The sequence below is a fragment of the uncultured Psychroserpens sp. genome (assembly GCF_947501425.1).
Taxonomy (GTDB): Bacteria; Bacteroidota; Bacteroidia; order Flavobacteriales; family Flavobacteriaceae; genus Psychroserpens.
The window spans coordinates 166,806-184,732 of the sequence record NZ_CANMVN010000009.1 but is presented as its reverse complement, the minus strand read 5'-3'; the positions used below and the strand labels follow the sequence as shown (position 1 = coordinate 184,732).

15 protein-coding genes and 2 tRNA genes are annotated in these 17,927 nt (G+C 34.4%); 7 read left to right on the top strand and 10 right to left on the bottom strand.

Annotated features, from left to right (window positions below; all coding sequences use genetic code 11):
- Nucleotides 1–22: 22 nt before the first annotated feature.
- Together Q0951_RS14825 and Q0951_RS14820 are read right to left on the bottom strand one after the other, a co-directional pair.
- Nucleotides 23–1,699, bottom strand: coding sequence for a DUF6029 family protein (locus Q0951_RS14825; RefSeq protein ID WP_299338445.1), 1,677 nt, complete (start codon nucleotides 1,697–1,699; stop codon nucleotides 23–25).
- Nucleotides 1,700–1,724: 25 nt separating this feature from the next.
- Nucleotides 1,725–2,210: a TlpA disulfide reductase family protein gene (locus Q0951_RS14820; RefSeq protein WP_299338442.1), complete on the bottom strand. Its 486-nt coding sequence runs from the start codon at nucleotides 2,208–2,210 to the stop codon at nucleotides 1,725–1,727.
- 165 nt (nucleotides 2,211–2,375) lie between these two features.
- On the opposite strand from Q0951_RS14820, the gene Q0951_RS14815 reads away from it, so the two are divergent.
- Nucleotides 2,376–3,680, top strand: coding sequence for an Omp28-related outer membrane protein (locus Q0951_RS14815; protein ID WP_299338438.1), 1,305 nt, complete (start codon nucleotides 2,376–2,378; stop codon nucleotides 3,678–3,680).
- Nucleotides 3,681–3,751: 71 nt separating this feature from the next.
- On the opposite strand, the gene rpsU is transcribed toward Q0951_RS14815, so the two are convergent.
- The 4 genes from rpsU to Q0951_RS14795 all read right to left on the bottom strand — a co-directional run bounded on the left by rpsU (nucleotide 3,752) and on the right by Q0951_RS14795 (nucleotide 8,459).
- Nucleotides 3,752–3,946 (bottom strand): 30S ribosomal protein S21, encoded by a 195-nt coding sequence (rpsU, locus tag Q0951_RS14810; RefSeq protein ID WP_033957818.1) that lies wholly within the window; start codon nucleotides 3,944–3,946, stop codon nucleotides 3,752–3,754.
- 31 nt (nucleotides 3,947–3,977) lie between these two features.
- Nucleotides 3,978–4,841, bottom strand: a complete 864-nt coding sequence (locus Q0951_RS14805) for an RNA polymerase sigma factor RpoD/SigA (protein WP_299338418.1) — start codon at nucleotides 4,839–4,841, stop codon at nucleotides 3,978–3,980.
- Nucleotides 4,842–4,987: 146 nt separating this feature from the next.
- On the bottom strand, nucleotides 4,988–7,618 hold the full coding sequence (locus Q0951_RS14800; protein WP_299338417.1) for an AsmA family protein: 2,631 nt from the start codon (nucleotides 7,616–7,618) through the stop codon (nucleotides 4,988–4,990).
- Between the two features lie 136 nt (nucleotides 7,619–7,754).
- Complete coding sequence (locus Q0951_RS14795; RefSeq protein WP_299338416.1) at nucleotides 7,755–8,459, bottom strand: queuosine precursor transporter; 705 nt, start codon at nucleotides 8,457–8,459, stop codon at nucleotides 7,755–7,757.
- Nucleotides 8,460–8,530: 71 nt separating this feature from the next.
- Between Q0951_RS14795 and folK the strand changes: the two genes are divergently transcribed.
- A complete protein-coding gene (gene folK / locus Q0951_RS14790) occupies nucleotides 8,531–9,661 on the top strand; it encodes a 2-amino-4-hydroxy-6-hydroxymethyldihydropteridine diphosphokinase (protein ID WP_299338414.1) in 1,131 nt (376 codons plus the stop codon).
- 71 nt (nucleotides 9,662–9,732) lie between these two features.
- Nucleotides 9,733–10,095 carry a hypothetical protein gene (locus tag Q0951_RS14785; RefSeq protein ID WP_299338413.1) on the top strand — a complete coding sequence of 121 codons (363 nt, stop codon included), beginning with the start codon at nucleotides 9,733–9,735 and terminating at the stop codon, nucleotides 10,093–10,095.
- A 7-nt stretch (nucleotides 10,096–10,102) separates the two neighbouring features.
- Here the strand turns inward: Q0951_RS14785 and Q0951_RS14780 are convergent, their stop codons facing one another.
- Nucleotides 10,103–10,771 (bottom strand): class I SAM-dependent methyltransferase, encoded by a 669-nt coding sequence (locus Q0951_RS14780; RefSeq protein WP_299338411.1) that lies wholly within the window; start codon nucleotides 10,769–10,771, stop codon nucleotides 10,103–10,105.
- A gap of 96 nt (nucleotides 10,772–10,867) precedes the next feature.
- Nucleotides 10,868–11,404: an RNA methyltransferase gene (locus tag Q0951_RS14775; protein WP_299338410.1), complete on the bottom strand. Its 537-nt coding sequence runs from the start codon at nucleotides 11,402–11,404 to the stop codon at nucleotides 10,868–10,870.
- Nucleotides 11,405–11,525: 121 nt separating this feature from the next.
- On the opposite strand from Q0951_RS14775, the gene mutS reads away from it, so the two are divergent.
- The 3 genes from mutS to Q0951_RS14760 all read left to right on the top strand — a co-directional run bounded on the left by mutS (nucleotide 11,526) and on the right by Q0951_RS14760 (nucleotide 14,418).
- Nucleotides 11,526–14,138: a DNA mismatch repair protein MutS gene (gene mutS / locus Q0951_RS14770; protein ID WP_299338598.1), complete on the top strand. Its 2,613-nt coding sequence runs from the start codon at nucleotides 11,526–11,528 to the stop codon at nucleotides 14,136–14,138.
- A 102-nt stretch (nucleotides 14,139–14,240) separates the two neighbouring features.
- Nucleotides 14,241–14,312 (top strand) — tRNA-Gly (locus Q0951_RS14765).
- Between the two features lie 22 nt (nucleotides 14,313–14,334).
- Nucleotides 14,335–14,418 (top strand) — tRNA-Leu (locus tag Q0951_RS14760).
- Between the two features lie 529 nt (nucleotides 14,419–14,947).
- On the opposite strand, the gene Q0951_RS14755 is transcribed toward Q0951_RS14760, so the two are convergent.
- Both Q0951_RS14755 and Q0951_RS14750 read right to left on the bottom strand, forming a co-directional pair.
- A complete protein-coding gene (locus Q0951_RS14755; RefSeq protein WP_299338408.1) occupies nucleotides 14,948–15,349 on the bottom strand; it encodes a hypothetical protein in 402 nt (133 codons plus the stop codon).
- Nucleotides 15,350–15,457: 108 nt separating this feature from the next.
- The gene (locus Q0951_RS14750) at nucleotides 15,458–16,684 is read right to left on the bottom strand and encodes a glycosyltransferase N-terminal domain-containing protein (protein ID WP_299338406.1); all 1,227 of its coding nucleotides are present in this window, start codon (nucleotides 16,682–16,684) and stop codon (nucleotides 15,458–15,460) included.
- An 88-nt stretch (nucleotides 16,685–16,772) separates the two neighbouring features.
- Between Q0951_RS14750 and Q0951_RS14745 the strand changes: the two genes are divergently transcribed.
- A complete protein-coding gene (locus tag Q0951_RS14745; protein ID WP_299338404.1) occupies nucleotides 16,773–17,927 on the top strand; it encodes a DegT/DnrJ/EryC1/StrS aminotransferase family protein in 1,155 nt (384 codons plus the stop codon).

Sequence of the window (17,927 nt, the reverse complement as noted above, 5' to 3'; positions counted from 1 at the left end):
TTAATGATGATGTATTTTTTTTCTAGAAGGACGTTGATAGGTTTAAGGTGAATCCAGTATTTTCTGGTACAAAACGACAAATTCCACCAACACAAACAAGTCCGCCTCGTTGTCTACCATAACTCGCACCAATACGTGTAGCGCCTTTAGTGAAGCTTCCACCTACTGTATAGTAATGTATTTGACGATCTGCATCTGGATTACCATAATTGTAAATATCGGTTGCAAAAAATGAAATTCTAGGATTGAGATTGAATTCTATGGTGCCTCCAGCCCAATCTTCAGCCCTTTCAGAAAGTTGATCGTCTGAGAATAAATGCGATAATTCCATTCTTACAGATTTGCCACCACCAAGTTTATGAGTGACTTCTCCCACTATGGCTGTTGCATTAACTTCACCAATTCTGTCTTCCACAAATCGAGCATTATAAAAGGTATTTACTACTGAAAAGATCGATGACCATTTAGGCGACCATTTCTTTTTGATGTCTAAACTAAATTCTTCAAAGTACTTTTCTCCAAATCCAAAGAATTCGGTGTCTTCGTAAGTTCTGTCGTTCACATTAAAATCACCTTTTAAACCAGACCATGTGGCAAAGTTAAAAGCGAGTTTAGTACCATATTTACCACCAAGAGTTGTTCCTCTTTTTATGTTGTAGAAAATATCGATTTGTCCACCAATTTCTCCAGATTTGAATAACGGATTAAATGTAAGTCTTGGCTGTGATTGATAGACGTAAATATTTGTGAGTCCGTAGTCATGCTGTTTAGTAAGTCCAGGAATAAAGTTGATGAAGTTTTGATTGAATACATTAGCAGATTGATCTCTTTGAGAGAAAAATGCCATATTCTCCATTCGTCTAAATGTAGCATCAATACCAAGACCTGATTGTGCATACCCAAAATTGAATAATACGGCACTTCCATCAAAATATCTATCGTCTATTATATTACCTAATTCGGCGTAAACATCTTCTCCTTTTTTTATGTATTCAATCGAGGAGTAGATATTTCCTTCTGAAAAGTCTAATCGCGCAGAGAACGAATTAGTTAATGATTCAAAATTAGGATTATCAATATCGAGATCTTCGTCACGTCCTACATAGCTTAGTCCAAGATCTAATCCTGTAGTTTCAAAATTAAATAGAGAAGATAATCCTATTTCGGCATTGAATCCAAAAATAGAACCATCTGAAACAGAAAAGCCATCACGTTGTCTTCCATAGAGAGCAGAAAACTCAAGCGTATTAGTAGGTCTATATTTAACATTAGCTCCTCTAATGGAGTTGTTGATACCTAATTGACGATCTTCCCATGAGCGTAAAATAAGTCCGCTTCCAAATTGTTCATAAAAGTGTCCGAGAGTAGCTTCTATTTTCTCGTTTCTATACCCAACAGCAAACGTTCCAATGCCTGTACCTTGGAATTCAGGGTAAAGATTTAATAGGGCATTAGGTTCATAAGATTCTACTTGAATATGCGCAAACCAACTTTTGTAGTCATAATTAAGTCTTAAATAATTATTAGATCTAAAATGGTCTTCTTCAGTAAAGTCTCCTGTTTTAGGATCATCCACATAATACTGAGAATTGGATTCTATACCTCCACTTAATTTTCCGTAATCTTTTTTATCGTCTTCTTGCGACAATGCAAAAAAAGGCACACATAGCATTGCTGCTATAAATTTGTAGTGATTCATTTGGTTGAGGGTTGTTAGTTATTGTTTATTTGGAGAATTCTAAGATTTTTTCGTAAAGTTCATCTTCACTTCCAGGCGTATATCCAGAATGTCTGTAGAGAATTTTATTATTCTTAACTAATAAAGTTAAAGGAATAGTTGGTGCATTTAGTTGTCTTTTTAGATCACTGTTAGTGTCTAGAAGAATATCAAACTCCCAACCTTTGCCACTTACTAATGGCTTAACTCTCTTTACGGTTCTGGAGTCATCTACCGATATAGCATATAGTTTGACGTTGGTCTCATCTGTCCAGTCATCATAGACTTCACTAATGGCGTCTAATTCATTTTTACAAGGGACACACCAAGTTGCCCATAAAGACACAATAACTAATTGGTCATTATCAGAAATGCTTTGCAAGCTTATGTCTTTTCCACTTAAAGTTTCTAATTGCATTTTAGGCATGACCTCCTGAGCATAAAAGAGGGTTGAAAAAGAAAGTGAAAGAAATAGTGTAATTAGGGTTTTCATTAAATAAGGTGTTAGGTTTATTTTGAGCAAAGTTAATTTTTTTTAAAAAATATAATTGATTGTGCTATTTTTTTTACAAACTATGTGCCAATTCGTCAAAGAAAAATAAAATATATTTCTATATTCGTAAATCTTAAAATTTAAACATTTAACACATTACTTATTATGAAAATCAAAAGTTTAACTAAAATCTTCCTGTTCGTCGCAGTTGCTGCATTATTTTCGTGTAGTTCATCAGAAGACGGTGGAGGCGGAGATGGTGGTGGAAACAATGGACCTACTTCTTTAACAATAAATGCCAGTTCGTTTTTTGTTGATTTTGGTGAAGCAGTTACCTTTGACGTTAAGACAAATGAAGGTACTGATGTCACTTCTGAAGCTACAATTCGTGTAAACGGAACACCAATTTCAGGAGCAACTTACACAGCATCTGAAACTGGAACTTACACAATAGATGCTACTTATGAAAATTTAACTAGTGCATCAATTACCTTGCAGGTATTACCGGTTATCGAATCAATTTCAGTAGAGGTGAATAGTGCTACGGTTAATTTGGGAAGTAGAATTGATTATACAGTTTTAGCTAGAGATACTCAAGGAAATGATATTGATGTTACTGATGCTTCAGTAGTTTATATTAACGATAGTGAATCTGACACAGGTGCTAAATACGTTCCGGGATCAGTAGGTGCTTATAATGGATATGCAGTTTACAATGGATTCACTTCTGAAACAGTTACAGTTACTGTTGAAGATAACGCAACAACACCAGCTATGTATAATAAAAAAGCTCTAGTTGAAGATTATACAGGAACATGGTGTGGATTCTGTCCAAGAGTTTCTTATGGGATAGAACAACTCCAGGACGCTACAAATGATGCAGTAATTGTAGCAGTTCATAATGGTGATGAAATGTCTAACTCGTTTGGCGGACAAATGGAATCTGCTTTCCAAATTACAGGTTTCCCAACAGCATGGGTAAATAGATCTGAAACTTGGAATTTTCCTGAACCAAATAATTTGGATCAAGTGATGAATTTTGCAGAAGGAATGTCATCTTCAGGGATCTCCATTAGCTCTGCAGTTAAAGGAAATGATTTATCGTTTATGGTGAATGTTGGTTTTGGTCAAAATGCTTCTGGAAATAGATTAGTTGTATTCTTATTAGAGAACGGACTTATTTTTGATCAGGAAAACTACACAAGCTATTACGGGGGAACTGCTACAATTAATAATTTTGTACACGATCACGTATTACGTCACTCATTCACAGCGGTATTAGGAGATGCAATTCCTAGTGGTGAAGCCGTTGCTAATAATACTTACAGAATGAAGGTAGATTATGCTATTCCTCCTGGTTCGGTTGCTAATACAAGCAACTTGGAAATTGTAGCGATGATAGTTGGATCAAATAATCAAGTAATCAATGTTAATAAAGTAAGTGCAGACTCAGTGGTTGCCTTTGATTAATAAAAGTCTACATATATTTAATAAAAAAGCCTTTCCAAATTGGAAAGGCTTTTTTATATGGTAAAAAACTATTAAATATCTTCTTGATCTCTTAAATTTTGGATATATCCAGCTTTTTGAATTTCACGTCTTCTTTTTACTGATGGTTTAGTGAAAAATTGGTTTTCACGAATGTTTTGCATCGTTTTAACGTTACGGTGTTTTCTTTTGTAACGCTTTAAAGCACGTTCTATGCTTTCTCCTTCTTTAACTAAAATTTTAATCATTGTAATACTTGTGGTTATCTATGTATTAGGTCTATCCTAAATACGTTTTTAATATTTTACTTTTTGAATCCTGACGTAAACGCTTGATTCCTTTTTCTCTAATTTGTCTTACACGCTCTCTTGTTAAATCAAATGTTGCACCAATTTCATCTAAAGTCATTGGAGGTTCATCACTTAATCCAAAATTTAAACGTATCACATCACTTTCTTTTTGTGATAATGTGTCTAAGGCTCTGTTGATTTCAACATTAAGCGATTCTTTCATTAAATCTCTATCTGGATTTGGCGACTCACCAGATTTTACAACATCGTATAAACTTGATGTCTCACCTTCTTTAAGAGGTGCATCCATTGATAAATGTCTCCCAGAATTTTTTAATGACTGCTTCACTTCTGTTACTGTCATATCTAATTCCTGTGCGATTTCTTCAGCACTAGGAGGTCTTTCATGGGTTTGCTCCAAAAAAGAATAGGTCTTATTAATCTTGTTAATTGAACCAATTTTGTTCAAAGGTAGTCTAACTATTCGAGATTGCTCTGCTAAAGCTTGTAAAATTGCTTGTCTTATCCACCAAACTGCGTAAGAAATAAATTTAAATCCTCTGGTTTCATCAAAACGTTTAGCAGCTTTAACTAATCCAGCGTTACCTTCATTGATAAGATCAGGTAATGTTAATCCTTGATTTTGGTATTGTTTAGCAACAGAAACTACAAAACGTAAGTTAGCCGTTGTAAGTTTATCTAAAGCCAGTTGATCTCCTTCTCTGATACGTTGTGCAAGTTCGACTTCTTCTTCAGCTGTGATCATTGGAAGCTTGCTTATGTCTTGTAGGTATTTATCTAGGGATTTAGATTCACGGTTGGTAACTTGTTTAGTGATTTTTAATTGCCTCATGTATAAATGTATGTTTTAAAAAGTTTGCAAGAGTACAACATAACTTTTAAAATGAGAAAAGCAAATATTTGTACAGTTCTTTCAAAAAAAAAGTCAAAATTCGTTATATTTTAATCTTTTTTTAACTAATGTGACTGAAAAACACATTAATTTTTTATTGTATCCTTCTTTTTCTTTCGGTTTTTTATCAATCCTCCAAGAATATTCTTTACGCCTTCTTTCAATGGGTCAGTAGTTTTAGAGGTGTCTGTTTTTACTGTTGTTGAGTCTTTTGATTGACCTTTTGTACCTGTAATACCTCCTAAAATATCTTTTATTTTATCTGTACCTTTATCTATGAGTTTACTCTTTTCAATCTCAATAAGTTGTTTGGTTAAGTTTGAAATACCACTAGTTAGATCTGTTTGAACTTTAGGATTGGAATAACTACCAGTAATGTTAGCTGTTACCGGAATGGTGATTTTTTTGACTTCATCATCATTAATTCTTCCTAGTAATTGGTTGACCTCGCTACCCAAATATTTTGCTGGAACATCAAATACAGCATTGTAGTTTAAGCTTTTATCAAACCCGTGAGCACCAGAGACTACTATGTTGATGTCTTCATATTTCAGATTAAATGGTTTTACTGTCACTTGTCCTTGTGAAAATTCTAATCTTGTTTTTAAATCTTTTAGATTGAGTTTATCAAAATCTATGAAATTCAAAGCATTATCTAATTTGCTAAGAATAGAGGTTTCATTTTGATTAATGCTTGTGGTTAATAGTTCAGCAAATGCATTTCCTGAAACTGTATTTAGATTTGGGGTGAATTCGCTATTCAAAGTCCCTTGTAATTTAATCATGGTGTTTAATTTACCCTGAAGCGCTTTTGCAATAGGTGCTAAATTTTGTAGAAGCTCTAAATCTTTGAATGATTTAGAAATATCAAAACCTTCAGCTCCAATATTTAGGTCAAAAACAGGAGTGTCTGTTCTTGTAGATACTTTTCCTGTTAATGCCAATACACCATCAAATAAACTAGACGTTAAGTTATTTAAATTGGCTTCTTGATCTTTAATAGTTAGTGTTCCATCCACATTTTTTAATTGTAAGTTGTCATAAACCACAGTTTTGGCATTGGCATTTATGGTACAATCCAGAAAGTCTGGTATTTTTAGTGATTCAGAAGCTGAGGTTGTTTTATTTGAATTGCCATTAGATGTTTCATCTTCAACCATAAAATCACTTACAACAAATGTGTTAGAATTAACATTAAAATTGCCTTGTAGTTTCTTGTTGCTCAATAAAAAACCGAGTAAATTTTTAATGGTTCCTGTGGCTCTAAAATCACTAGTGCCAGTTTTAGCGTCGAAGCTATTTAACGAAACGTTGCCTGGCTTAAAGGTCATATCTGCTGTATTGATTTGAATAGGATTTACGATATCTTCCGAAGAAAAAATAAAATCGCTTACACTCACACTTCCATTATTTTTAATGCGTTCATAAGCATTAGTTTCAATGGCATTCATGTCAAATGATGTATTGAGTTTTCCTTTTAAAATTCCACTCAATTGTTTGTCAAAGTCAATGGGATAGGCTTTAGTGATGTTGCCAAGATTTAATGTCCCATCTACATCAGCATTAATCAGCATATTTCCAGTCAGATTTCTTATGATAGCACTTGATTTGAAAATATCGTTGTCAATCTTGAAATTAAGTGTTTTGATATTTACATACGTATCATCTGCATTACCATTGGTGTTCTTTATTGCTGCATATATTGTAATATTATTTACGCGCTTAGGTAAATCTGGATATTTAAATGAAGCGTTGTTAGATGAAATATTAATATCTAATTGAGGAATTGTAGTTTCAGTGACCTTTCCTTTGATCATTCCATTAACTTTGAAGTCTCCTGAAGTTTCTACGTTTTCAATATTTTTAGAATAGGTTTCAGGTATGACCGCTAAAAAATCTTTGAATGACGATTCTGGATTTTCAAAAGTGATATTGATGTCCTGACCATCTTCTAATTGTTGTACGTAACCATCAAAAACAAGTGGCAATTGATTGATATAACCTTTGTTTTCCATAAAGGTATACTTTTGCTCCTTCAAATTCATGCCAATAAGTGCATCGAGTTTTATAGTGTTGTCATTTAAGTAATTAGTGCTGTCTATACTCATACTCACATTTGCATTTGTTTGTGTGTCAAGTTGAGATGTGTCTTCGGAAAACGTCCCACTTCCAGAGTGGTTTAATTCTGAAACATAGATCTGAGTATTCGATTTTTCATCTAAATAGGTGAAAGCACTGTTGCTGATGTTGTAGTCTTCAATGTCGAAAGCAAATCCGCCAGTTGAATCTGAAACTGCAGCAGCATTTTCTTTTTCCTTAGTAATATCATAATTGTTATTACCTGTTCCATCTGTCTTTAAAGTAAGAAGTGCTTCGTCTATGGCAATAGAATTTACAACTATAGGATCCTCATCTGCACTTTTGAATAATTCTTTAACCGACATGGTGAAAGCGATATTCTTAGCAGTTGCTAAAGTTTCATCTTCAAAAGGTTTGTAATTGGTAATCACCAAGTCGTCTACAGTCACATAGACTTGAGGAAAGCTTCTAATAAAACTTAAGCTAACATCGCTAAACTCCACCTTAGCGTTGAGATTCTCGTTGATAAAGTTTTTTACCATATCCTTGATTTGATTTTGAAATGCAAAAGGAATAGCGATAAGTAAGAAAAATATAATTAGAATTGTAATTCCAGTAATCTTGAGTACTTTCTTCATTGAAAATTTATTTTATTTCCACAATTGTGGAAACGCTGTTAGTTAAGTAATGTATATACGTACAGGATATAGTTTAGGCTCTAGGATTCCAAAAGTTTAATAAAATTTTAACCCAATAGTTTTAATAGTAGTCCTTTTAAACGAGCTCGATCTCTTCATTAATCTTCAAATTGAAACGTTTTCTAAACAGGAAAACACCCAAATATAAAAAAGGTGTATCTAATGCGGCAACAAGGACTTTAAATAAAAAACCACTCACTAATAGTCCTTTGAAACTGCTCCATGGTAGTACTTCGAACATACATAACAGAAACACAATAGAAAAGGTGTCAATAAATTGGGAGAACCAGGTTGAAAAATTATTTCTTAGCCATAGATGTTTCCCTTTGGTTAATCGTTTCCAGAAATGATAGATTTGAATATCTACAAATTGTGCAAATAAATAGGCCGACATACTGGCAAAAACAGCAATAGCTGAATTTCCAAAAACTTTGTTGAACAATTCATCCTGAATAGGAGACTCTGCAATAGCAGGAACACTGCTGGATACTAAAATGATCAATAATGAAAACACCGAAGCAAAAATACCAGCTACAACCACTTGATTAGCGCGTTTCTTTCCGTAGATTTCGCTAATGAGGTCGGTTATTAAAAATGTGATTGGGTAAGGAAGAATACCTACTGAAATTTCAAATAGCTTCGCGCCAAAAATTTCCACATCAAAAGGATACCAATAGAAAAACTTTTGAAAAATAAGATTTGAAACGACCAACGAAGTAATAAAAAGTGCGGCTAAAAATAAATAAATACGCTGTGCGGCGAGTTTGTCTTTTAAGGTCATAAATTGTGAATAAAAACTTACTGTAAATATACGTCAAAGTGATTTTCTTTTCATTATTTTGAAAATTCAATATGAATTCAACCAATCACGTTTACATCGCTCTTGGGAGTAATAAAGGCGACAGATTAAAATATCTGCAAGACGCTGTTAATTTGATATTTACTGAAATAGGCAGCGTTAATAGTATTGCTAAAGTTTACAATACACCAGCATTAGGATTTGAAGGTGATGATTTTTTAAATACGTGCATCTCTATTCAAACCTCCTTTTCTGCGGAAGCGGTTCTTGAAAAACTTCAACATATAGAACAAAAGTTAGGTCGTGAGAAAACACAATCTAATACCTATGAATCCAGAATTATTGATTTAGATATTCTGTTTTTTAATGCGGAAAGTGTCACTAATGCTGAACTTACTATTCCTCATCCAGAACTTCACAAGAGACAGTTTGTATTGCAACCGTTAAGAGATATTGCAGCAAAGTTTGAACATCCAAAACTAAAAAAAACTATTTCCGATCTATTGTTGGAGTGTGAGGATAAAGCCGAAATTGAAGACATTAAGATCTGGTTGAAAAACCCGTCAAAACAGTTTGATTTTTCCAGTTACAATTACATTGCTATTGAGGGAAATATTGGTGCAGGAAAAACAAGTTTAGCGCATCAAATTTCAAATGATTTCAATGCAAAATTGATCTTAGAACGTTTTGCTGATAACCCGTTTTTACCAAAATTCTACGACGAGCCACAGCGTTATGCGTTTACGCTAGAGATGTCTTTTCTAGCCGATCGTTATCAGCAAATTAGTGATGATTTGTCGCAATTAGATTTGTTCAAAGATTTTATTGTAAGCGATTATGATATTTACAAGTCGTTGATCTTCTCAAAGATCACTTTGCCAGAAGATGAATTTAAACTGTACAGAAAACTTTTTTACCTGATGTATAAAGACATCGCTAAACCTGAGCTGTATGTGTATTTATATCAAAACACAGAACGTTTACAGGAAAACATCAAAAAACGTGGTCGTGATTACGAACAAAATATCGACGATGAGTATTTAGAAAAGATCAATTCTGGTTATTTGGACTTTCTGAAAAAACAAACCGAACTCAATGTCAAGATCATTGATATTTCCGATAAGGACTTTGTAAACCATCGAGCCGATTATCTATGGCTTTTGGACGAGATTTGTGGTGAATAAAAAAGAATGGATTATGAGAGATTTAGTGATGTCACTCTTCGTATAGAGAATAATCTTTAAAAGTTTGAAATTTGAAAGATAGTAATGGGTTGTTTATTGGTAAGGTTGTCGCTTTAATCGTTGTCATTCTCTCTATTTTTTATGCCATATATGAAGTTGATGACTTAAGAGAAAACAGAGCAATTTCAGTTGCAAAAGTTTATGATATTTCATTTACAAGGTATTCTTCAAAGTATGCTCATTATGAATATTATTATAATACTGAAAGATATACTGGAGTCAAAGCATTGAAGATAGGTAGAAATAAAAAAGTACTAAACAAGTTTTTTGAAGTTAAATTTTCTTCGGAAAATCCAAAAAATAGTGAGATTGATCTAACAATAGAAGTAAAGGATACTTTAAGAATCAGAAGAGCTCACTTTATTTTGAATTAGCTTATCACTATTCAGCCTTATCTGAGATGAATAAGGTTGTTACAATCTGACCTTTATTGTCCTCAGGAATAACACTACTTATAACCGATTTTTCAATAACGTTTAGGTTGAATGGATCTGCTAACACGTCAACACCACTATGGTATTTAAGTCTGTTGCCTTGTCCTGAAATGATATCTTTGTTTGGTATAAATTCTCCAATGGGAATATGCTCGGTCAAAATGATATATTTAAACGCTTTGAGTTTGTCAACGATATTTTTAATTTCTGAATTAGACAAGTGCTGAAGTACCTGTCTTAATAGGATGCAATCTGCACTTGGAAGTTGATCAATAGCAGCATCTAAACAACGAAATTCGAGACGCTCATCTTTAAATATAGTTTTATTTCGTTTGATAAGATTCTCTACAATATCAATAGCTATGTATTTTTTTGTGTAGGTAACGAGGTGTTGCCCAATATTGAAATCGCCACAACCTAGATCACAAACTGTGAGATTATTATTGTGTAATTCGAAGAAGGAAATAACAGACTCCAAATACGGTTTTACAATTTTTGGATCATGAGAACCATCGCCCGAATAAAAATCAAATGCGTTACCACCCCAAAGATGTTGTTCATAGATTTGATTCATGACGTCTTGTGTTGGCCAGGGTTTTTTCACCTTTTTTTTCATAGTCAAATCTCTTTTTGAATTTGGATGAAACTTCTCGTCGCTGTACTCTATAGAAATAACATAAAAACAAGCTTTCTAACCTCTAACCTCTAACCTCTAACCTCTAACCTCTAACTTCGAAAACACATCCCAAACCACAACACCACAACTCACAGAGATATTTAAAGAATGTTTAGTTCCATATTGTGGGATTTCAATCACAAGGTCACTAGCATCAACCACGTCTTGTGCCACGCCTTTCACCTCGTTGCCAAAGACCAAAGCGTATGTTTGGTTGGGTTCAGGTTGAAAGTTATTAAGCATGATTGCGTTTTCAGCTTGTTCGATAGAGATGACTTTAATGTTTTCAGATTGTAGATGTTTTACCACATCCATGGTATGCTCAGAATAATGCCAATCTACGGTTTCGGTACTTCCCAAAGCTGTTTTTCTAATGTCATTATGAGGAGGTGTTGCAGTAATTCCGCAGAGATAAATTTTCTTAATTAAAAAAGCATCACTAGTTCTAAATACCGAACCAATGTTATTTAAACTCCTAATGTTATCAAGTATGATAATGACAGGTGTTTTTTCTGCCTGCTTGAATTCATCAACATTCAATCGGTCGAGTTCGCTGTTTTTTAGTTTTCGCATGTTAAAATCTTACACGTTTTGTAGATAACTTATGTGACTTGAGCTTTATAAAACTTTAAATTATAAGTATTTTAGCAGTCTTACAGTTTTGACAAAAGTACTATTAAAAAAAGATAAACCATTGGCTAAAAAAGCAAAAAAGGAGACACCGTTAATGAAGCAGTATAATGCCATCAAGGCGAAATATCCTGATGCGTTATTATTATTTAGAGTCGGTGATTTTTACGAAACTTTTGGTCAGGATGCTGTGAGGGCCTCTAAAATATTGGATATCATCTTAACCAAACGAGGAGCAGGAAGTGAAACCGAAACCGAACTGGCTGGTTTCCCGCATCATTCTTTAAATACGTATTTGCCTAAGTTAGTAAAAGCTGGTGAGCGCGTAGCTATTTGTGATCAACTTGAAGATCCTAAACAAACAAAGACCATTGTAAAACGTGGTGTGACTGAGCTGGTTACTCCAGGTGTGGCGTTAAATGACGATATTTTACATTCTAAAACTAATAACTTTTTAGCGGCTGTTTACTTCGGAATAAAGACTATTGGTGTCTCTTTTTTAGATGTCTCAACAGGAGAATTTTTCATTTCTCAAGGCAACGAAGAGTACATTGATAAATTACTTCAAAATTTTAGACCAAGTGAGGTTTTGGTATCAAAACCTAAACGAAAAACTTATGATGAGGTTTTTGGAGCTGATTTCCATGCCTTTTATTTAGAGGACTGGGTGTTTCAGGATGACTATGCCAATGAAACCTTACTTAAGCATTTCAATACGAAATCCTTAAAAGGGTTTGGAATAGATGACCTTTATGAAGGTATTGTGTCTGCTGGAGCTATATTACATTATCTAGGAGAAACTCAGCATCATAAATTACAGCATATCACATCTATTCAACGGCTGTCTAAAGGAGAGCATGTTTGGATGGATCGCTTTACCATAAAGAACTTAGAGTTGTATCATTCAACCAACCAGAATGCAGTAACTCTGGTAGATATTATCGACAAGACTATTTCTCCAATGGGTGGACGTCTTTTAAAGCGTTGGTTGGCTTTACCCTTAGTCAATCTGGAGCACATATCTCAGCGTCATGAGGTTGTTGAATTTGTCAAGACCGATTCAGAATTATTAAGCAAATTTCAGCATCAACTAAAACAAATAGGAGATATAGAACGTCTTATTTCTAAAGTTGCAACTGTTAAAATTACTCCTCGGGAAGTAGTTCAGCTTAAGAATGCATTAGAGGCTTTGGTTCCAATTAAAGCACTGGCACTTCAAACAAAAAACAAAGCGTTGCAGGAGCTTGGAACTCAAATGGATGCTTGTGATGAATTAAGAAAACGTATTAAGGCAACTTTAAATGAAGGTGCGCCAGTAAATATTTTGAAAGGGAATACGATTTCTTCCGATTTCTCTTCGGAATTAAAAGAACTTCGTGATCTATCGGCTTCCGGAAAAGATTACCTGGATCAAATGCTGGAGCGGGAGAGTGAACGTACAGGAATTACCTCACTTAAGATAGCTTCTAATAATGTGTTTGGTTACTATATCGAAGTGCGACATACTCATAAAGATAAGGTTCCTGAAGAATGGATACGAAAGCAAACTTTAGTAAGTGCCGAACGCTATATTACAGAAGAACTTAAAGAATATGAAACTAAGATTCTTGGAGCTGAAGAGCGTATTTTGTTAATAGAGCAACAATTATTTGCTGAACTCGTGAATTGGATCGGACAGTACATTAAGCCTGTTCAAAAGAACGCTGCGTTGATTGCACAGGTAGATTGTTTAACTGGTTTTGCACAGTTAGCTATTGAAAATAATTATACCAGACCAACACTTACTCAAGGTTACGAACTCGATATCAAAAACGGAAGGCATCCGGTTATTGAAAAGCAACTACCACATGGAGAACCTTTTATTGCTAATGACGTGTATCTGGATAGAGAACAGCAGCAGATTATTATGATTACAGGACCTAATATGTCTGGTAAATCGGCTATTTTACGTCAAACAGCGCTAATTGTTCTTTTAGCTCAAATGGGAAGTTTTGTTCCTGCGGAAATGGCAACGATTGGGCTGACCGATAAGATATTTACCAGAGTAGGAGCCAGTGATAATATTTCGATGGGTGAATCTACTTTTATGGTTGAGATGAATGAGACAGCATCCATATTAAATAATATTTCAGACCGAAGTTTGGTATTGCTAGATGAAATCGGTCGTGGTACAAGTACCTATGATGGGATCTCTATTGCCTGGGCCATAAGTGAGTATTTGCACGAACATCCAAGTAAAGCCAAAACATTGTTTGCTACGCACTATCATGAGCTTAATGAAATGTCTGAAACCTTTGAACGCATTAAGAATTTCAATGTTTCGGTAAAAGAACTGAAAGATAATGTGCTTTTTCTTAGAAAGTTAGTTGAAGGCGGTAGTGAGCATAGCTTCGGAATACATGTAGCAAAAATGGCTGGTATGCCACAGCAGGTGATACATCGTGCAAATAAAATATTAAAGCAATTAGAGAAATCGCACTCCAGTGAAGAGTTAACCGATAAGGTGAAGACTTTAAATAATGAGATGCAATTGAGTTTCTTCAATTTAGATGATCCATTACTGGAACAAATAAAAGACGAGATTGTCAATACTGATATTGATACATTGACACCTGTAGAAGCGTTGATGAAACTCAATGAAATTAAGCGTATGTTATTGAAAAAGAAGCGCGCATAAAAAAAGTGTATTTTTTTATTAAAAAGGCTTTGCTTTTCTAAGAAAAGTCTTAAATTTGCGCTCGCAATTACAACAAAACGTTCTTTTAATAATTGCTATAATGCGAAAGTAGCTCAGGGGTAGAGCATCACCTTGCCAAGGTGAGGGTCGCGGGTTCAAATCCCGTCTTTCGCTCTAAACCTAAAAGATATACCAAGCTGAAGTGGTGGAATTGGTAGACACGTTGGACTTAAAATCCAATGTCCATTAGGACGTACGGGTTCAAGTCCCGTCTTCAGTACAGATGAAAAGCCGAAACGTGAGTTTCGGCTTTTTTGTTTTCAAAATGTCCGAAAACGTGTTTTCAAGGTCATTTTGAAAACAAAAAAGCGATCCAAACTATTGGATCGGCTTTACTCAAGATGTTGATAAGGGACTCGACGGAGTCAAGTCCTATTAGAGATAATGTCCGAAAACGTGTTTTCAAGGTCATTTTGAAAACAAAAAAGCGATTCAAGGTATTGAATCGGCTTTTCTCAAGATGTTGATATGTGACTCGACGCAGTTAAATACTGTCTTAGTTCTGCTATTTAACCTGTAACTTTCAATACTATTTCCGTACTAATAAGCGTATGAAACTCCTTATTATTCTTATCATTATCGTCTTGGCAATTATCTTTGCGTACTTTTTTCCTAAAGGCGTTAAAATATTTGGTATACCAGCCGATATCTTTTTTTCGAAAGATAAATCTGAAAACGAAGATTAAAAATAAGCACAAAAAAAGACCTGAAATCAATCAGGTCTTTATACTATAAAAGCAACTAGGAGTTTAGTTGTCTTTTGTCATTTTATCTGCTTTATCCAGTACTTTAGCACCTTCTTCTTTAGCTTTTTCAGCAGCATCATTAGCCGCATCTTTAGCATCGTTCATTGCTTTTTCAGCACCTTCTTTCACTTTGTCTGTTCCCTCTTTAGCAGCATCCAGAGCATCATTAGCGCCTTCTTTAACATTTTCGACTGCGTTATCTACTGCGTCTTCAACGTTTTCAGCAGCATCATCTATTGCGTCTCCTGCCTCTTCAGCAGCATCTTCGATAGCATCTCCAGCTTCTTCAGCAGCATTTTCTACTTTGTCTGCTGCATCCTCAGCTCCTTCTTTAGTTTCTCTACATGATGTTACAGACACAACAAGTGCCAATACCAATGCGATGTTTAAAATCAATTTTTTCATTGTAATTGTTTTAGTGTTAATTGTTAATACACGAAATTAGTAACTTAAATTGAATTTTTGTTAAAAAATTTAACATTTATTAATTTTTTATAAAATTCAATCAATGCACTATATACGAATGTAGTCCATTATTTGGACTACCGCTCCTTTGTTTTTCTTTATAAATTCTGAATTTTTATCACCTATGTTTTTGCGATAATTAGCCGAGTTTATGAGCATATCTAAAACCGTATTTAAGTCGTTTAGGTTTTTTACTGAAGTGACTCCTGCCTCTTTAATCATAACAGAAGCTTCCGGAAACTTATCATAGTTTTCACCTATTATAATTGGAACTCCAAAAACTGCAGGCTCTAAGATATTGTGTAAGCCTGTTTGACCCATTGCGCCTCCTACATAAGCAATGTCAGCATAGCTGTAGATTTTAGATAATAATCCTATAGTATTAATGACAAATACAGAATGGTCATTTAAATTTTTAGTTGCTTTTTCAGAAAATAAAACAGTCGGTACCTCTAATCGTGAATGGATATCATTGACATGTTTTTGATGAACCTCATGTGGAGCAATAATAAACTTTAAGCTATTAGAAGCATGAGTGTTAATATAAGGTATAAGAATGTTCTCATCCTCAGGCCAGGAACTTCCAATGACCACGCAAATGGCATCGCCTTTAAAATCTGAAATAAAATCCAGTGTATTGTTTTGAGATAATTGATTGGTTACACGATCAAAGCGCGTGTCTCCGGTAATAGTTACCGATTGGTAATTGATTCCGTTAAGTAATGCTTTTGATGATTCGTCCTGAACGAAGATATGTTCGAAAGCAAACAATGCTTTTTTCCGTTTTCCACCGTAAAACTTAAAATAAGATTGGTTTTTTCTGAATAGTGCTGAAATCAAAATGGCTCGACCTTTTTGTCCTTTTAATTCCAGTAGTACATGTGGCCATATGTCATATTTAACGAAAACTGTAAGATCAGGATGAAGTAGTTTTATAAATCGTTTGGCATTCGCTTTGGTGTCTAATGGAAGATATACAACGATATCTGCTATTTGAGTGTCTTTTCTAATCTCATAACCTGAAGGTGAAAAAAAGCTCAATACAATTTTATGATTCGGATAGTATTCTCGTAGTACTTCAAAAACAGGAAGCCCCTGTTCATATTCACCTAAAGAAGCGCAGTGTAACCAAATGGTCTTATCGGTTTCATTAATGTTTTTCTCAAGTATATCAAAGGTTTTACTTCGGCCTTCAATACCTAGTTTAATCTTAGGATTAAAGACTGCCAGAATCTTGAGAATAAAAGAAAGTAGATATATTCCTAAATTATACAATACACATACGATTAAGTTGTTGCTAAAATACTGTTCTTTACAATAATTTCATTGCTTAATGCTAATGAATTTCGTAAATTCGTCAGGTATGAAAAAAATTCAAATGGTTGACCTAAAAGGTCAATATAGTAAAATAAAAGATGCTGTAGATACCTCGGTTCTTGAGGTTTTAGAATCTACCGCTTATATCAATGGACCTAAGGTTCATGAGTTTCAGAAAAATTTAGAAAACTATCTAGGCGTTAAGCATGTCATTCCGTGTGCTAATGGTACAGATGCCTTGCAAATTGCTATGATGGGATTAGGATTACAACCTGGCGATGAGGTGATCACAGCAGATTTTACATTTGCTGCGACTGTAGAGGTGATTGCATTGTTGCAATTAACACCTGTGCTTGTAGATGTAGATCCTGTGACATTCAACATTGATATTGAGGCTATAAAAAAAGCTATCACCCCAAAAACTAAGGCTATTGTTCCTGTACATCTCTTCGGAATGTGTGCTAATATGGAAGCCGTTATGGAGATTGCTAAAGCACACGATCTCTTTGTTATTGAGGATAATGCACAGGCCATTGGTTCTACATATACCTACAGTGATGGTAGAAAGGCTAAAGCCGGAACAATAGGTCATGTGTCTTCAACATCATTTTTTCCGTCTAAGAATTTAGGATGCTACGGAGATGGAGGTGCCATTTTTACAAATGATGATGATTTGGCGCATACTATTAGAGGTATAGTTAATCATGGAATGTACGTACGTTACCATCATGATGTTGTTGGTGTTAATTCGAGATTAGATTCCATTCAGGCAGCTATATTAGATATTAAATTAAAGAACCTGGATGCCTATAATGCTGCTAGACAGCAAGCGGCAAGAGCCTATAATAAAGCTTTTGAAGGACAGGATAATATTATTGTTCCGTCTGGTAAAACAACTTGTACAGGTATCTGTGATACGTGTGATTGTCATGTATTCCATCAATATACTTTAAGAATTTTAAATAGTGATCGTGATGCATTAGTGAAGCATTTAAATGAGAAAGGAATTCCATGTGGTGTGTACTATCCAATTCCATTACATCGTCAAAAAGCGTACATGGATTCAAGATATGATGAAGACGATTTTAAAGTAACCAATCAGTTAGTTAAAGAAGTTATTTCGTTGCCTATGCACACTGAGCTTGATGACGATCAAATAGAATTTATTACCTCTACAGTTATAAATTTCGTTAATTCATAA

Bases quoted from the DNA above. Each gene is read 5' to 3' on its own strand.
- Q0951_RS14825 (WP_299338445.1), bottom strand. From the start codon at position 1,699: ATGAATCACTACAAATTTATAGCAGCAATGCTATGTGTGCCTTTTTTT.
- Q0951_RS14820 (WP_299338442.1), bottom strand. From the start codon at position 2,210: ATGAAAACCCTAATTACACTATTTCTTTCACTTTCTTTTTCAACCCTC.
- Q0951_RS14815 (WP_299338438.1), top strand. From the start codon at position 2,376: ATGAAAATCAAAAGTTTAACTAAAATCTTCCTGTTCGTCGCAGTTGCT.
- rpsU (WP_033957818.1), bottom strand. From the start codon at position 3,946: ATGATTAAAATTTTAGTTAAAGAAGGAGAAAGCATAGAACGTGCTTTA.
- Q0951_RS14805 (WP_299338418.1), bottom strand. From the start codon at position 4,841: ATGAGGCAATTAAAAATCACTAAACAAGTTACCAACCGTGAATCTAAA.
- Q0951_RS14800 (WP_299338417.1), bottom strand. From the start codon at position 7,618: ATGAAGAAAGTACTCAAGATTACTGGAATTACAATTCTAATTATATTT.
- Q0951_RS14795 (WP_299338416.1), bottom strand. From the start codon at position 8,459: ATGACCTTAAAAGACAAACTCGCCGCACAGCGTATTTATTTATTTTTA.
- folK (WP_299338414.1), top strand. From the start codon at position 8,531: ATGAATTCAACCAATCACGTTTACATCGCTCTTGGGAGTAATAAAGGC.
- Q0951_RS14780 (WP_299338411.1), bottom strand. From the start codon at position 10,771: ATGAAAAAAAAGGTGAAAAAACCCTGGCCAACACAAGACGTCATGAAT.
- Q0951_RS14775 (WP_299338410.1), bottom strand. From the start codon at position 11,404: ATGCGAAAACTAAAAAACAGCGAACTCGACCGATTGAATGTTGATGAA.
- Q0951_RS14755 (WP_299338408.1), bottom strand. From the start codon at position 15,349: ATGAAAAAATTGATTTTAAACATCGCATTGGTATTGGCACTTGTTGTG.
- Q0951_RS14745 (WP_299338404.1), top strand. From the start codon at position 16,773: ATGAAAAAAATTCAAATGGTTGACCTAAAAGGTCAATATAGTAAAATA.